At 70.1% G+C, this 14,138-nt stretch carries 9 protein-coding genes; 5 read left to right on the top strand and 4 right to left on the bottom strand.

Annotation, left to right across the window (positions count from 1 at the left end):
* Positions 1–19: 19 nt before the first annotated feature.
* The 4 genes from LAJ50_RS09940 (at position 20) to LAJ50_RS09925 (ending at position 5,327) form a co-directional block, all read left to right on the top strand.
* Positions 20–1,723 carry a fructose-specific PTS transporter subunit EIIC gene (locus tag LAJ50_RS09940; RefSeq protein WP_138651106.1) on the top strand — a complete coding sequence of 568 codons (1,704 nt, stop codon included), beginning with the start codon at positions 20–22 and terminating at the stop codon, positions 1,721–1,723.
* 96 nt (positions 1,724–1,819) lie between these two features.
* Positions 1,820–3,064, top strand: a complete 1,245-nt coding sequence (locus LAJ50_RS09935; RefSeq protein WP_138651107.1) for a carbohydrate porin — start codon at positions 1,820–1,822, stop codon at positions 3,062–3,064.
* Positions 3,065–3,131: 67 nt separating this feature from the next.
* The gene (gene sbcB / locus LAJ50_RS09930) at positions 3,132–4,574 is read left to right on the top strand and encodes an exodeoxyribonuclease I (protein ID WP_138651108.1); all 1,443 of its coding nucleotides are present in this window, start codon (positions 3,132–3,134) and stop codon (positions 4,572–4,574) included.
* Between the two features lie 66 nt (positions 4,575–4,640).
* Positions 4,641–5,327, top strand: a complete 687-nt coding sequence (locus tag LAJ50_RS09925; RefSeq protein WP_138651109.1) for a DUF2461 domain-containing protein — start codon at positions 4,641–4,643, stop codon at positions 5,325–5,327.
* 13 nt (positions 5,328–5,340) lie between these two features.
* Here LAJ50_RS09925 and LAJ50_RS09920 read toward each other — a convergent pair whose 3' ends face one another.
* Positions 5,341–6,318 (bottom strand): DUF2268 domain-containing putative Zn-dependent protease, encoded by a 978-nt coding sequence (locus LAJ50_RS09920; protein ID WP_138651110.1) that lies wholly within the window; start codon positions 6,316–6,318, stop codon positions 5,341–5,343.
* 141 nt (positions 6,319–6,459) lie between these two features.
* On the opposite strand from LAJ50_RS09920, the gene LAJ50_RS09915 reads away from it, so the two are divergent.
* The gene (locus LAJ50_RS09915; RefSeq protein ID WP_138651111.1) at positions 6,460–6,999 is read left to right on the top strand and encodes a DUF2939 domain-containing protein; all 540 of its coding nucleotides are present in this window, start codon (positions 6,460–6,462) and stop codon (positions 6,997–6,999) included.
* 60 nt (positions 7,000–7,059) lie between these two features.
* On the opposite strand, the gene LAJ50_RS09910 is transcribed toward LAJ50_RS09915, so the two are convergent.
* The 3 genes from LAJ50_RS09910 to LAJ50_RS09900 form a co-directional block, all read right to left on the bottom strand.
* A complete protein-coding gene (locus tag LAJ50_RS09910; RefSeq protein ID WP_138651112.1) occupies positions 7,060–8,013 on the bottom strand; it encodes a 5'-nucleotidase in 954 nt (317 codons plus the stop codon).
* Between the two features lie 121 nt (positions 8,014–8,134).
* The gene (locus tag LAJ50_RS09905; protein WP_130552000.1) at positions 8,135–8,905 is read right to left on the bottom strand and encodes an NAD kinase; all 771 of its coding nucleotides are present in this window, start codon (positions 8,903–8,905) and stop codon (positions 8,135–8,137) included.
* A gap of 116 nt (positions 8,906–9,021) precedes the next feature.
* A complete protein-coding gene (locus LAJ50_RS09900) occupies positions 9,022–14,091 on the bottom strand; it encodes an NAD-glutamate dehydrogenase domain-containing protein (protein ID WP_138651113.1) in 5,070 nt (1,689 codons plus the stop codon).
* Between the last annotated feature and the right edge of the window lie 47 nt (positions 14,092–14,138).

Below are 14,138 nucleotides of genomic sequence, written 5' to 3'. Positions count from 1 at the left end.
GATTTCCAGGAGTTCTCCCATGCAAGCTTCCATCGTGGTCATCGCCGCCGGCGCGCGCAGTACCGAGGCGGTCCTCGCCGCCGAGGCGCTGCGCCGGGCGGCGCGTCAGCGCGGCCTGGAGCCGGCCGTGGAGATCCGCAGCGACCAGGGCATCACCGGGGCGCTGCAGCCCGGGCAGTGCGCGGGCGCCGGCGCCGTGCTGCTGGTCGGCAACGGCGATGCCGAGCGCGCGCGCTTCGGCCAGGCCGCGCTCACCGAGGTGAGCCTGGATGCCGTGCTGGACGACCCCGAAGGCGTGCTGGCCGGCTGGGTCGGCGCGGCCGCCGCCGCGCCGGCCGCCCAGGGCGGCAAGCGCATCGTCGCCATCACCTCCTGCCCGACCGGCATCGCGCACACCTTCATGGCCGCCGAGGGCCTGCAGCAGGCCGCCGCGGCGCTGGGCCACCACCTGCGCGTGGAGACCCAGGGCTCGGTCGGCGCGCAGGACACGCTCAGCGCGGAGGAGATCGCTCAGGCCGACGTGGTCCTGATCGCCGCCGACCGCGAGGTGGAGCTGTCGCGCTTCGGCGGCAAGCGGGTGTTCAAGAGCGGCACCAAGCCGGCCATCAACGATGGCCAGGCGCTGATCCGCAAGGCGCTGGCCGAGGCCAGCGTGCAGGCCGGCAGCGCCGCGCAGGCCGCGCCGAGCGAGAAGACCAAGAGCGCCGGCCCGTACAAGCACCTGATGACGGGCGTGTCGTTCATGCTGCCCTTCGTCACCGCCGGCGGCCTGCTGATCGCGCTGGCCTTCGCCATCGGTGGCATCTACGCCGGCGACGACGCCCATCGCGGCACGCTGGCCTGGAGCCTGCTGCAGATCGGGGCCAAGGGCGGCTTTCTGCTGATGGTGCCGGCGCTGGCCGGCTATATCGCCTACTCCATCGCCGACCGGCCGGGCATCGCGCCGGGCATGATCGGCGGCGTGGTCGCGGCGAACATGGGCGCCGGCTTTATCGGCGGCATCCTGGCCGGCTTCGTCGCCGGCTACGGCGTGGCCTGGATCAACCGCGTGCTGCGCCTGCCGCGCAGCCTGCAGGGCCTCAAGCCGGTCCTGATCCTGCCGGTGCTGGGCACGCTGCTGGTCGGCCTGCTGATGATGTACGTGATCGGCACGCCGGTGGCGCACCTGCTGACCTGGCTGACCGAATGGCTGCGCAGCATGCAGGGCACCAGCGCGATCCTGCTGGGCCTGCTGCTGGGCGGGATGATGGCGGTGGACATGGGCGGGCCGGTCAACAAGGCCTCCTATGCGTTCTCGACCGCGCTGATCTCCAGCCAGGTCTATACGCCGATGGCCGCGACCATGATCGGCGGCATGACCCCGCCGCTGGGCATCGCGCTGGCGACCTGGCTGTTCCGCAATCGCTTCACTGCCGAGGAGCGCGGCACCGCCGGTGCGGCCGGCGTGCTCGGCCTGGCCTTCGTCACCGAGGGCGCCATCCCCTACGCCGCGCGCGATCCGCTGCGCACCATCCCCGCGCTGGTGCTGGGCTCGGCCGTGGCCGGCGCGATCTCGATGGCGGCCGGCGCCGAGCTGAAGGTGCCGCACGGCGGGGTGTTCGTCCTGCCGATCCCGAACGCAGTGACCCACCTGGGCACCTATCTGCTGGCCCTGGTCGTGGGCGTGGTCGTCACGGCGGTGGCCCTGCGCCTGTTCAAGAAGCCGGTCGTGGCCAAGGGCTGACCCGTTCGGGCCTAGCCGCTTCGCTCCGACTGCCTCGCGCGGCGCCGCAGCCGCGCGTCCTCACCCACGCCGTTCTCCTGATCAGGAACCCGACGCATGTCCACCCTCCTCCATCGCGTGCTGCCGGCCGCGCTCACCCTGGCTCTCGCTCCTATGGCCCATGCCCAGGATGCGGTGACGCCCAAGCTGTCCTACACCGGCGAGGCCGCCGCGATGCTCGGCGGCGGCCAGGGGTCGGGCAGTGCCTACGCGGGCCAGGCCATGGCCGGCGTCGACGTCGACCTGGACAAGGCCTTCGGCTGGTCCGGGGCCACGCTCAAGGCCTATGTCATCAACCGGCACGGCACCAACCTGGTCAACAGCAGCCTGGGCAACAGCACCTCGGTGCAGGAGATCTACGGCGGCCAGGGCACGCGTCTGGCCAACCTGACGCTGGAACAGAAGCTGCTCGACGGCCGCCTGGTGCTCGAGGCCGGGCGCAGCGTGGCCAACATCCACTTCCTCGGTTCGGAGCTGTGCCAGTACTTCCAGGGGAACTCGGCCTGCGGCAACCCGACCTATGTGTTCCGCACCAGCAGCTTCACCTGGTGGCCGGTCTCCAGCTGGATGGCCGATGCCAAGGCCTGGGTGACGCCGCAGGTCTACGTGCACGTCGGCGCCTATCAGGTGGACCCCAGCCAGGCCGAGGACGGCGAGCACGGCCTGCGCTGGAGCACGCGCGAGGCGACCGGCTGGATCGTGCCTTACGCGGTCGGCTGGCAGAGCCCGGCCGACGCACGCCACAAGGCGATGTACGAGCTTGGCGGCTGGCAGGACAACGCCCCCTACCGCGATCCGCTGGACGACGCCGCCGGCACGCCGGCGGTGCTCAGCGGCCAGGACTACGCCAGCCGGCATGGCCGCTCCGGCGTGTACGCCCGCTTCGAACAGCAGGTCAGCGGGCCGGACGCCACGCACGGACTGACGCTGTTCGGCGCCGTGCTCAAGGGCACCTCGGGCCAGCTGATCGAGGACTGGTTCGCCCAGGCCGGCCTGGTGCACAAGGGCACCTTCGCCAGCCGCCCGCAGGACGATATCGCGCTGGTGGTCACCCGCCAGCAATACAGCGACGACGCGCTGGAAAACCTGCGCCTGGCCCGGGCCGCGGCCGGCGGCGCCGGTACCCCGCAAAGCGGCCAGACGATGATGGAACTGAGCTATGGCTTCGCGATCAATCCGCACCTGCGCATCGCCCCCAGCCTGCACTACGTGATGCATCCGGACCAGTTCAACGCGCCGGGCCGCCTGCGGGATCTGCCCAACGCCTGGGTCGCGGGACTGCGGTTCGATCTCAGCCTCTAGCGTCGTCGCTCGGCCGCCGGCGCATGTCGGCGGCATACTGTGCGGCCGTTCGTCGCGTCATGTCCCGATGGCTGAAAGCTTCCTCTTCTACGACCTGGAGACCTTCGGCCAGGACCCGCGCCGCACGCGCATCGCCCAGTTCGCCGCCCAGCGCACCGATGTGGCGCTGAACCCGATCGAGGACCCGGTCACCTTCTACGTGCAGCCGGCCGACGACCTACTGCCCTCGCCCATCGCCACCCTGATCACCGGCATCACCCCGCAGCAGGCCCTGGCCGAGGGCGTGCGCGAATGCGAGGCGATGGCGCGCATCTTCGACGAGATGGCGCGGCCGGAGACCTGCACGCTGGGCTGGAACACGCTGCGCTTCGACGACGAGTTCGTGCGTCACGGCCTGTTCCGCAACTTCTTCGATCCCTACGAGCGCGAATGGCGCGGCGGCAACTGCCGCTGGGACCTGCTGGACGTGGCCCGGCTGTTCCATGCCCTGCGCCCGGAGGGTGTGCACTGGCCGCAGCGCGAGGACGGCAAGGGCACCTCGTTCAAGCTCGAACACCTGGCCCTGGCCAACGACGTGCGCACCGGCGAGGCGCACGAGGCCATGTCCGACGTGCGCGCCACGCTCGGCATCGCCCGCGCCATGCGCCGGGCGCAACCGCGCCTGTGGGACTACGCGCTGCAGCTGCGCAACAAGCGCTTCGTCGCCGGCCTGCTGGATACCGTGGCGATGACGCCGGTGCTGCACGTCTCCCAGCGCTACCCCGCCCAGCGCCTGTGCGCCGCGCCGGTGCTGCCGGTGGCGCGCCATCCGCGCATCGACAGCCGCGTCATCGTGCTGGACCTGGACGGCGACGCGCAGGCGCTGCTGGACCTGGACGCGCAGGAGATCGCCGACCGGCTCTACACCCCGCGCGCCGACCTGCCCGACGACGTGCGCCGCGTGCCGCTGAAGGAAGTCCACCTCAACCGCTGCCCCGCGCTGGTGCCCTGGCAGTACCTGCGCGGCGACGATTTCGCGCGCCTGGGCATCGTCCCCGAGGCCGTGCAGGCCCAGGCCGAGCTGCTGCGCGCGCATGCGCCGGCGGTGGCCGAGAAGGTGCGCCAGGTGTTCGCCAGCGAACGCGCGCAGGAGACGCCCGACGCCGACGCGTCGCTGTACCACGGCTTCCTGGCCGAGGGCGACCGGCGCAAGCTGGCCGAAGTGCGTGGCACCCCGCCGGCGCAGCTGGGCACGCGCGCGTTTGGATTCAAGGACGCGCGACTGGACGCGCTGCTGTTCCGCTACCGCGCGCGCAACTGGCCCGAGGCGCTCGATGCCGACGAGCGCGCGCGCTGGGACGAGTACCGGCGCACGCGCCTGGCGCCGGGCACCGTGCTGTCCGAGCAGAGCCTGCCCGACTACTTCGCGCAGATCGCCCAGCTGCGCGCCGACCCCGCCATGGAGGGCGGCAAGCAGGTGCTGCTGGATCGCCTGGAGCTGTGGGGACGCGAGCTGCGGATCGGACTGTGACCTCTGCACGCCGCCTTAGCCGCCCCACCGCCACGCTGTCGACCTGATTCGGGACCCGTTCGCTGCATGAGCACCTATTTCTCCGACGCCAGCTTCAAGTTCCTCAAGGCGCTGGCGCGCCACAACGACAAGCCCTGGTTCAACGCGCACAAGCAGCAGTACGAGGATCACGTGCGCCAGCCGTTCCTGCGCCTGCTGACCGACCTGCAGCCGGACCTGGCTGCGGTCAGCGACAAGTTCCGCTCCGACCCGAAGACGGTCGGCGGCTCGCTGTTCCGCATCTATCGCGATGCGCGCTTCTCCAACGACAAGTCGCCCTACAAGCTGTGGCAGGGCGCGCGGCTCTATCACGAGCGCCGCAAGCAGGTGCCCGCGCCTTCGTTCTACATCCACCTGCAGCCGGGCGAGAGCTTCGTCGGTGCCGGCCTGTGGCATCCGGAAGCCGACACCCTGCGCAAGCTGCGGCAGTTCATCTTCGACAACCCGATGACGTGGAAGGCCGCCGCGCATGCGCCGGCCTTCCGCAGGCGCTTCGAGTTCGAGGAATCGGAGATGCTGAGCCGCGCACCGCGCGGGTTTCCGGCCGAGTTCGCGTTCATCGACGATCTCAAGCACAAGAACTTCGTGTTCTGGCGCTCGCTGGACGATGCGACGATGACCGGGCCGCGGCTGCGCCAGACCCTGGCCGCGGACCTGGCCGCGCTGGGGCCCTTCGTGGACTACCTGTGCGCGGCGCTGGACCTGGAGTTCTGAAGGACCTGAGGCTCTACTCCTCCGGGGCGAAGTAGCCCGAGGCATCGACCAAGCGCTGCACGGCGGCGGCGTCCGCGTAGTCCAGCTCGATCATCCCGGCCAGCGCCTGGATCTTGTCCGCGCTGCGTTGATAGTAGGCCTGGCAGATGGCGTAGCCGACGTAATACCCCAGGTCGCGGGTGCCGAAGGCGTTGTCGGTGTTGTTGTAGAGCCAGCCGCTGTAGTCGTTGCCGGCCATGTCCTTGCGGAACGCCGCACGGATGGCCGCGTCGTGCGCCGGACCGTAATGGACGTAGGGCAGATCCGGCAGCCGGCCGGTGACCTGCTCGGCCACGAAGTCGGCGACGCCTTCGTAGACCGCCTGGGCCAGCAGGCTGCCGCGTTCGCCGCGCTGCTGGGTGTGCACGGTCTCGTGGATCACCAGCAGGTTCAGGTTCTCCAGCGGTCGGCTGGCGAAGTAGGCGCGGAAGAAGCGCTGCAGGCGTTCGGGCATCTGCGACAGGTCGACGCTCTCATCGCCCGTGGCCATCTCCACGCCGATCAGGACCTTGTCGCCCTGCGTGGTGCCGGCCGAGCGCAGCGCGCCGACCTCGAAGTAGATGCCGGCCGGCTTCAGCGCCGGGTACAGGCTCGCGAACCGCCGCAGGTGTCGCTGGACCTTGTCCAGCGCAGGGCGGGCCAGCGCAGTGCGCGGCCGCACCGAGTCCCAGTAGCCTGGATAGGCGCGGATCGCATCGACGTAGGTCGCCGCGTCGTACTGCTTGGCCAGCGCAAATGTGGCCAGCCCGGGACTGCCCCGATCCAGATAGGTCGTCTGCAGCAGCTGGATCTGCTGCGCCCGGTCCGGCACCGCCTTGACCCGATCATAGGCCTGCCAGAACAGCGCGACATCGCGATCGACCACCTCGATCTGCGGCGCCTGCGGCACGGCCGCCGTCCCCGATCCGATGCAGGACAACGCCAGCATCAGTCCCCACCACGCCTTCGACATGCAGATCCCCCGGGTTCGCATGAACGTGCCCCATGGTTTCACCCGCGGCGCGCGACCACAAGCATGACCAATGGCGGCCTTGACGATGACGGCGGCGGTAGTCTGTACGCTTCGGGACGATCGAAAACCTGAGGAGCGTCGATGCGGAAGTGGATCTGGGCGATTCCGCCCCTGGCCTTGCTGCTGCTGGCGTGCTTCGTCGCGGCGGGGCCGTACATCGCCATCCACGGCATCCGCGACGCGCTAGCCGCGCAGGACACGGCCAGGCTGGACCGCTACGTCGACTTCCCTGCCCTGCGCCTCAATCTGCATGCGCAGGTGCAGGACCGCATGGTCCGCGCGGCCGGCGTCGATGCGCAGTCGAGCTTCCTCGGCGCGCTGGCGCTCTCGCTGGCCGGCGGCGCGGCCGGCGTGGGCGTCGATGCGATGGTCACTCCGACCGGCATCGCCGCGATCCTGCAGGGGCGTTCGGTGTGGAAGCGCGCCCTTGGCGACACCGCCAACGGCGACACCTACGGCCCACCCGCGCCCGCCGAACCGCTCAAGGGCGCCGAACACCACTACGAATCCTTATCACGCTTTACCGCCACCACCCGCACCGACAGCGGCGCGCCGATCACCTTCGTGTTCGAGCGCCAGGGCCTGGTGTGGAAGTTGACGGATATCCGGTTGCCTCTTTGAGGCCAGGATCGAGCGGAAAAGAGTGAGCGGAGCGCCGCCGCTCTTACTCACTCCTCCACGCTACTTCTCGTTCGCCACGCCATGCGGCACATGCCCCGCCGCGGTATGCGGGTGCGCGCTGTCGATGTTGTGCTGGGAGTCGTCGAAGAAGATGTCCGCGCCGAAGGCGGCCAGGAACGGGCCCTTGTGGCGGCCGCCCAGGAACAGCGCCTCGTCCAGGCGCACGCCCCATTCGCGCAGAGTGCGGATCACGCGCTCGTGCGCCGGCGCCGAGCGCGCGGTGACCAGGGCCGTGCGGATCGGCGCGTGCTCGCCGGGCGGGAACGCGGCCTGCAGCTGATGCAGCGCGGCGAGGAAGCCACGGAACGGCCCGCCGGAGAGCAGCTCGCGCGCCTTCTCCTGCTCGTGGCGGCCGAACGCTTCCACGCCCTGCTCGCGCGAGATGCGCTCGCTCTCGTCGCCGAAGATCACCGCATCGCCGTCGAAGGCGATGCGCAGCTGGTTGGAGAGCCGCCCCGCGGGCAGCTCGCCGGCGGCGGCGGCCGCCTCCTCGGCGCGTTCGCCCGGCGGCTTGGGCAGGATGGTCGCCGCGGCGATGCCGTGGCTGAGCGCGCTGCGCACCGAATCGGGGTTGGCCGAGAGGAACAGGTCGGTGCCGAAGGGCTTGACGTAAGGCCAGGTCGGCTCGCCGGCGGTAAAGGTGGCCCGCACGATGCCCAGGCCGTAGTGCTGGATCGAATTGAAGATGCGCAGGCCCGTGTCGGCCGAGTTGCGCGACAGCAGGATCACCTCGACCCGAGGCGTGTCGGCCGGCGCGCCCTGGTTGAGCGCCAGCAGCTTGCGCACCACGGTGAAGGCCACGCCCGGTCCCAGCACGTCATCCTCGTGCGCACGCTGGTAGGCGGCGTACGCGTCCAGCCCTTCGGCCTGCCACAGCGCGTGGCTTTCCTCCAGGTCGAACAGGGCGCGCGAGGTGACCGCGACGGTGAGCAGGCGGGGGCTGTTGTCGGGCATCTAGCAGGGATTCGGGATTCGGGATCAGAAGGATTTCGTTGGTGCTGCGAATGGTCGAGTTGCCAGTCGTCGTGATGCTTTTGCGGGCTCTGGCCTCTGGGCCCATGCCTCTGGCCACGCCTCAGACCAGAAACTGCTCGCTCAGGATCCGCTCTTCCAGGTTGTGCTCCGGGTCGAACAGCAGGGTCACGGTCTGCGTGCGCGATTCGTGGATGGTCACCTCGGTGACATTGCGGAACTCGTGCGAATCGGCGGTGGCGCTGACCGGGCGCTTGTAGGGATCCAGCACCTCGATGCGCACCTCGGTGTCGGCCTTGAGGATGGCGCCGCGCCAGCGGCGCGGGCGGTACGGCGCGATCGGGGTCAGGGCGATGGTGTGGCTGCCCAGCGGCAGGATCGGGCCATGCGCGGAGTAGTTGTAGGCGGTGCTGCCGGCCGGCGTGGCCACCAGCACGCCGTCGCCGGTCATCTCCTCGATGCGGGTCTGGCCGTTGAGATCCACGCGCAGCTGCGCCGCCTGGCGGGTCTGGCGCAGCAACGAGACCTCGTTGTAGGCCAGCGAGGTCACTTCGATGCCCGACTCGGTCTGCGCGCGCATCTCCAGCGGGCGCAGCTTGGTCGGCTCGGCCGCAGCGATGCGCGCGGGCAGATCGTCGTCGTCGCGATGATGGTTCATCAGGAAGCCCACGGTGCCCAGCTTCATGCCGAACACCGGCTTGCCGAGCAGGCCGTGGCGATGGAGGGTCTGCAGCATGAAGCCATCGCCGCCCAGCGGCACCAGGATGTCGGCCTGGTCCGGGGCGTGCTGGCCGTAGCGCTGGCTCAGCTGGGCCAGGGCCTGCTGTGCGGCTTCGGTATGGCTGGCGAGAAAGGCAAGGCGCGGCGCGGTCATGCGGTGAAGGATACCCGGCGCCCGCCCGCGGCGCGTGTGGCGTCTTCCAATGGCGTCGAAACACGCGGGGCCGGATGTCGCCACCCGGCCCCGCGTGGGTGTCTAGCCGACCTGGGTCAGGTCAGCTGCGACAGGCGTTGCACCGCGACCGAGGCGGTCGGGTAGTCCAGCGTGCGCTGGGCGGCGATGTCGTCGAGCATGGAGCGGGTGAAGCGCAGCGTGGGATCGTCGCGCTGTATCCAGCGCGCCACCTTGGCCTCGGCGCTGTCGCCCGGCAGGGCCAGCACCTGGGCGGTCATCGCGCGCAGATGGGCGGACAGCTCGTCGCGCAGCACGCCACGGGCCACCGCATGCCAGCGGCCATCGACCTGCAGCGCGTCGATCTGCGCGAACAGCCACGGCAGGTGCAGCGCGTCGCCCAGGCGGTAGTACACCTTGGACACGGCCACGGCCGAGAGCTTGTGCGCGCGTGCCAGTTCGATGATGTCCGCCGACGGTTCCAGGTACGGCAGCGCCGCCAGCTGGCCGGCCAGCGCATCGGGCAGACCCTTGGCCTTCCAGTCGGCCAGCGCGGCCTCGTAGGCCGGACGCAGCGAATCGGGCAGCACGCCATCGGCCGCGCGGATGTCGTTGAAGCCGGCGTGGTAGCGCTCCACCGCGGTGGCGATGGCCGGGATCGGTCCCGGGCGGCCCAGCAGCCAGCGGGTGAAGTTGCGCTGCAGCTTCCAGATCACCTGCAGGGCGTCGATCTGCACCGCCTCGGCCACCTTGCCGTCCAGCGCGTCGATCTGCGCCCACAGCGCCCGCGCGTCCAGCGTCTCGCGGGTGATGGTGTAGGCCTTGGCGACCTCGCCGATGTCGCGGCCGGTGTCCTCCTGCATGCGCAGCAGGAAGGTGGCCCCCATGCGGTTGATGGTCGAGTTGGTCACCGCGGTGGCGATGATCTCGCGCTTGAGGCGGTGCTGCTCCATCTGCGCGGCGTACTTCTTCTGCAGCGGATGCGGGAAGTAGCGCTGCAGCTCCTTGGACAGGTAAGGGTCCTCGGGGATGTCGGTGTGCAGCAGCTCGGCGAAGGCCACCAGCTTGGCGTAGGACAGCAGCACCGACAGCTCCGGCCGGGTCAGGCCCAGTCCGCGTGCCTTGCGGTCGGCGAACTCGGCGTCGCTGGGCAGGTATTCGATCTGCCGGTCCAGCAGGCCGCGCGCCTCCAGCACCTGCACGAAGTGCTGCTTGGAGCCCAGGCGCGAGACGCTCATGCGTTCCATCAGGCTCAGCGCCTGGTTCTGGCGGTAGTTGTCGGTCAGCACCAGCTGGCCGACCTCGTCGGTCATGCTCGCCAGCAGGGCGTTGCGCGCCGCTTCGGTGAGCTTCTTCTGCCGCACCACGCCGTCGAGCAGGATCTTGATGTTGACCTCGTGGTCGGAGGTGTCCACGCCGGCGGAGTTGTCTATGAAGTCGGTGTTGAGCAAGACGCCGTTCTGCGCCGCCTCGATGCGGCCCAGCTGGGTCAGCCCCAGGTTGCCGCCTTCGCCCACCACCTTGCAGCGCAGCTGGCCGCCGTTGACCCTCAGCGCGTTGTTGGCGCGGTCGCCGACGTCGGCATTGGTCTCCTGTGCGGACTTGACGTAGGTGCCGATGCCGCCGTTCCACAGCAGGTCTACCGGCGCCTTGAGGATGGCGCTGAGCAGCTCGGTCGGCGACAGCGCCGCGATGCCCGCGTCCAGCCCCAGCGCCTGCTTGACCTGCGGGCTCAGCGGGATGGTCTTGAGCGAGCGCGGGAACACGCCGCCGCCGGCGGAGATCAGTTTGGTGTCGTAGTCGGCCCAGGACGAGCGCGGCAGCTTGAACATGCGCGCGCGCTCGGCGAAGGACCTGGCCGCATCCGGATTGGGATCCAGGAAGATGTGGCGATGGTCGAATGCGGCCACCAGGCGGATGTGTTCGGACAGCAGCATGCCGTTGCCGAACACGTCGCCGGACATGTCGCCGATGCCGACCACGGTGAAGTCCTGGCGTTGGCAGTCGCGGCCCAGGGCACGGAAGTGGCGCTTGACCGACTCCCACGCGCCCTTGGCGGTGATGCCCATGCCCTTGTGGTCATAGCCGACCGAACCGCCCGAGGCGAAGGCATCGCCCAGCCAGAAGCCGTGGTCGATGGCCAGGCCGTTGGCGATGTCGGAGAAGGTCGCCGTGCCCTTGTCGGCGGCCACCACCAGGTAGGGGTCGTCGCCGTCGTGGCGCACCACGTCCACCGGCGGCACGATCTTGCCGCCGACGATGTTGTCGGTGATGTCCAGCAGGCCCTGGATGAACATCTTGTAGCAGGCGATGCCCTCGGCCATGACCGCATCGCGCTCGCCGCTGGCCGGCGACTGCTTGACGTAGAAGCCGCCCTTGGCGCCCACGGGCACGATCACCGTGTTCTTGACCATCTGCGCCTTGACCAGGCCCAGCACCTCGGTGCGGAAATCGTCGCGGCGGTCCGACCAGCGCAGGCCGCCACGCGCCACCGCGCCGAAGCGCAGGTGCACGCCTTCCACGCGCGGGCCGCAGACGAAGATCTCGCGGTACGGGCGCGGCTTGGGCAGGTCCGGCACCTTGGCCGAATCGAACTTGAAGCTGATCGTGTGCGCCGGCGCGCCGTCCTTGCCGACCTGGTAGTAGCTGGTGCGCAGCGTGGCCTCGATGGTGCCCATCAGGCTGCGCAGGATGCGGTCGTCGTCCAGGCTGGAGACGCCATCCAGCAGCTTGAGCATGGCCGCATGCACGGCCTCGGTCTGCGCGGCGCGCGACTGGGTGACGGCCTGCGCCAGCGCCTGCAGCGCCTTGTGCGTGTCTTCGTCGGCGGCGTCGGCCAGGGCCAGCAGCGCCTGCGCCGCCGCTTCGGCGCGCTTGCCGTCACGGGCCTTGGCCTTGCCGTCCAGCGTCGGGTCGAAGCGCACTTCGAACAGCCGCACCAGCAGCGCGGCCAGCAGCGGATAGCGGCCCAGCGTGTCCTCGACCGAGGCCTGGGTGAACGGCACCCCGGTCTGCAGCAGGTACTTGGTGTAGCCGCGCAGCACCGCGACCTGGCGCCAGGTCAGGCCGGCGCGCAGCACCAGGCGGTTGAAGCGATCGTTCTCGGCATCGCCGCGCCAGACCCGGGCGAAGGCCTCGTCGAAGTCCTCCGCGCGCGCGGCCACGTCGATGTCGCCGACGGCCGGTTCGACCTCGAACTCCTGGATGTAAGCCACCCGCCCGTCCAGCTCCAGGCGGAAGGGATGCTCGGAGATCACGCGCAGGCCCATGTTCTCCATCAGCGGCAGCGCGTCGGACAGCGGGATGTCGATGCCCAGGTGATAGAGGTTCAGGCGCAGCGCGCCCTCGCCGTCGCGGTGCCGCGGCGAGCGGTACAGGCTCAGGCTCAGGTCCTGCGCGTCCTTGAGCTGGGCCAGGCGCTCGACGTCGTCGGCGGCCAGTTCGGCCGAGACGTTCTCGATGTAGTACTGCGGCAGGGCGCGGCCGAAGTTCGACGCCAGCGCCAGCCCGCGCGCCTCGCCGTGGCGCTGGATCAGCAGTTCGCGCAGGTCGTCCTGCCAGTTGCGCAGCAGGTGCGACAGGCGCGCCTCCAGCTCGGCCGCATCGACGCTGACCTCCTCGCCCGGGCGCGGGCGCACGGTCAGGTGCAGCTGCGCCAGCGGCGATTCGCCCAGTTGCACGGTGGTGTCCACCGCGTCGCCGTGCAGGGCCTCCTTCATCAGCGTCTCGATGCGCAGGCGCAGTTGGGTGTTGAAGCGGTCGCGCGGCACGTACACCAGCGCCGACCAGAAGCGCCCGTAGCGGTCGCGGCGCAGGAACAGCTTGCTGCGGACCCGCTCCTGCAGGCCCAGGATGCCCATCGCGGTGCGCGCCAGCTCGTCCTGGCGCGACTGGAACAGTTCCTCGCGCGGCAGCGTCTCCAGGATGTGGCGCAGCGCCTTGCCGCTGTGGCTGTTGGGCGACAGGCCGGACTGGCGCATGACGTGCTCGTGGCGCTCGCGCACCAGCGGGATCTCCCACGGCCGGCGGTTGTAGGCGCTGGAGGTGAACAGGCCCAGGAAGCGCTGTTCGCCGGTGATGCGGCCGCTGGCGTCGAAGGACAGCACGCCGATGTAGTCCATGTAGCCCTTGCGGTGCACCGTGGCGCGCGCGTTGGTCTTGGTCAGGATCATCGCCTCGGCTTCGCCGGCCTCGTTGAGCAGGTTGGCCGCCAGCGAGCGCACCGCGCGCGGCTTGCCCGAGGCGTGGCCGCGCATCAGGCCCAGGCTGGTGTCCTCCTGCGGCACCAGCACGTCCTCGCCGCCCTGCTTCTGCACGCGGTACTCGCGATAGCCGAAGAAGGTGAAGTGATCGTTGGCCGCCCACTGCAGGAACTCCTGCGTCTCCCGGCGCATGCCATCGGAGACCGGCATGCGGCGCGTGGCAAGGTCCTCGGCCACGGCCAGCATCTTCTCGCGCATCGCGCCCCAGTCGCCGACGATCTGCCGCACCTCGGCCAGCACGCGGCGGATCTCGGCCTCGATGCGCGGCATCGCCTCGGCCGGCTGGCGGTCGATCTCCAGCATCATCAGCGACTCGGCCTTGCCCTCGCCCACGGCCGTGGCCTTGCCCGACTTGTCGCGCTCGAAGCGCACCACCGGATGGCCCAGCACGTGCACGCCCACGCCCATCGCGGCCAGGGCCATGCTCACCGAATCGACCAGGAAGGGCATGTCGTCGTTGACGATCTGCAGCACCGAGTGCGAGGACTCCCAGCCGTTGGCCTTGGCGCTGGCGTTGAACACGCGCACGTTGGCGGTACCGGGCTTGCGCACGCGCGCGAACTCCAGCATGTCCACCGCCATCGCGGCCCAGCCCTGTGCGCTGTGATGCGGGAACTCGTCCTGCTCCATGCGCCGGTAGAAGGCATCGGCGAAGACCTGGGCCTGCTCGCGCTTCGCACCGGGCACCAGCGTCTTCAGGGCGTCATGGATCGGCTGCAGCGAGAACGCCGCGGACGGCGCACCCGGCTTGGCGGGGCGCGTCCTGGACGCGGCTGCGGAGGCGGGCTTGACCGACGGCGCGACGGCCTTGGCGGGCTTGCTGCGGGACTTGCTGGAAGCGCTGGCCGGGGGGGCCTTGGAGGTGGAAGCGGATTTGTTGCGGAGCCTGCTGCCGGTGGTGCTCATACAGTCGCTTACATCGAAGGAAGTTAATCGCGCATTGTAGGCCTGCC

It is taken from the genome of Pseudoxanthomonas sp. X-1, from assembly GCF_020042665.1.
Taxonomy (GTDB): domain Bacteria; phylum Pseudomonadota; class Gammaproteobacteria; order Xanthomonadales; family Xanthomonadaceae; genus Pseudoxanthomonas_A; species Pseudoxanthomonas_A spadix_A.
The sequence above is the reverse complement of the archived record's forward strand: the minus strand, read 5'-3'. Positions and strand labels throughout refer to the sequence as shown.